Origin of the sequence: Mycobacterium simiae, assembly GCF_008370645.1 — a bacterium.
Classification (GTDB): domain Bacteria; phylum Actinomycetota; class Actinomycetes; order Mycobacteriales; family Mycobacteriaceae; genus Mycobacterium; species Mycobacterium simiae_A.
The window spans coordinates 1-1,814 of sequence record NZ_VTZN01000365.1 but is presented as its reverse complement, the minus strand read 5'-3'; the positions used below and the strand labels follow the sequence as shown (position 1 = coordinate 1,814).

The 1,814-nt window shown below is 65.0% G+C and carries 1 protein-coding gene; it reads right to left on the bottom strand.

Annotated elements, in window-relative coordinates; genetic code table 11:
• Positions 1-1,814: condensation domain-containing protein (locus tag F0Q45_RS25810; protein WP_262491191.1), on the bottom strand; the 1,814-nt coding region annotated here is incomplete at both ends.

Below are 1,814 nucleotides of genomic sequence, written 5' to 3'. Positions count from 1 at the left end.
CGGCATCGAGCAGATCCACCGACGACAACACCCGGCCCGGATCAGCAACCAGCACCGCCAACACCCTCTCCAACCGCGCCAGCAGCGTCCGAATGGTCTGATCGTCATACACATCGGTGCGAAACTCCACGGACCCACTGATCCCGGCGGGCGCACCGGTCGGGGTCCAGTCTTCGGCCAACGAAAACGTCAGATCCATCCGGGCGGTCTGCACCTGCAGCGGCATCGGCGTGATATCCAACTCACCCAACACCAACTGCGCCGGCGCGTTGTTCTGCCAGGCCAACATCACCTGAACCAGGGGGTGATGAGCCAACGTCCGGGTCGGATTACACCGCTCCAACACCGCCTCGAACGGCGCATCCTGATGCGCAAAAGCCTGCAAGCCCTGCTCCCGGACCTGAGCCAACAACTGCGCAAACGTCAGATCACCGGCGACCGCCACCCGCAACACCACCGTGTTGACGAAAAAACCCACCAACTCATCGAGCACCGGATCAGCCCGCCCGGCCACCGCAACCCCCACCGCCACCTCAGAACTCGCGCTCAGCTTGGACAACACCACCGCCAACGCCGCGTGCACCACCATGAAACTCGTCGCGTTGTGCTCACGGGCCACCTGACGCACCCGCTGCTGCAACCCCGCCGACCACGCCACGGCCACACTGCCACCACGATGATCAGCCACCAACGGATACGGCCGATCGGTGGGCAACGCCAACCGCGCCGGCAACCCCGCCAGCGCATCCTCCCAAAACCCCAACTGCGCACCGATCACACTGCCCGCATCGGCGGGATCACCCAAATTCTCGTGCTGCCACAACGTGTAATCGGCGTACTGCACCGCCAACGGCGCCCACTCCGGAGCCCGCCCCACACACCGGCTGGCATACGCGCGACCCAAATCACCGGCCAACGGCGGCAACGACCAGCCATCGGCGGCGATATGATGCACTGTCAACACCAACACATGCTCGCGCTCACCCACCACGAAAAGCCGTGCCCGCAAAGGGATCTCGCTGGTCAGATCAAACCGATACCGCGCGGCCTCGTCAATACCGGCCCGCAACCGACCCGCCGACCACCGCGTCGCATCCACCACTCCCCAACCCAACTGCGCGCCCTCGGCAGCCAACACCACCTGCTGCGGTATCCCCTCCACCGCGACAAACACCGTGCGCAAACTTTCATGACGGCCCACCACATCGGCCACCGCCGCACCCAACGCCGCCACATCAAGCCCACCACGCAACCGCAACGCCACCGCCATGTTGTACACCGACGACGGCCCCTGCAACTGATCGATAAACCACAACCGGCGCTGGGCAAAAGACAACGGCACCACCCGCGGACGCACCCCAGCCACCAACGGACCAAACCGCAGCGACCCCCCCACCCGCAACGCCAACTCGGCCACCGAAGGCGCGTCGAACAAAGTCCGCACCGAAACATCAACGCCCAAAGCGGTATTGACCGCAGCGATCACCCGCATCGCAAGCAGCGAATCCCCACCCAAATCAAAAAACGACTCCTCGACCCCGACCCGGTCCACCCCCAACACCCGGGCACAAATCCCGGCCAATACCTCCTCCATCGGAGACGCCGCAGCCCGATATCGACCAACCTGGCCATACTCGGGAGCCGGCAACGCCGCAACATCCAGCTTGCCGTTGACCGTTAACGGCAACGCCCCCAGGACCACCACCGCCGCGGGCACCATATAGACCGGCAGCTGCTGGGCTAGCGTGGTGCGCGCGAGGACGGGGTCCGCGGTTCCGGTGATATAGCCGACGAGTCGTTTGTCGCCGGGCCGG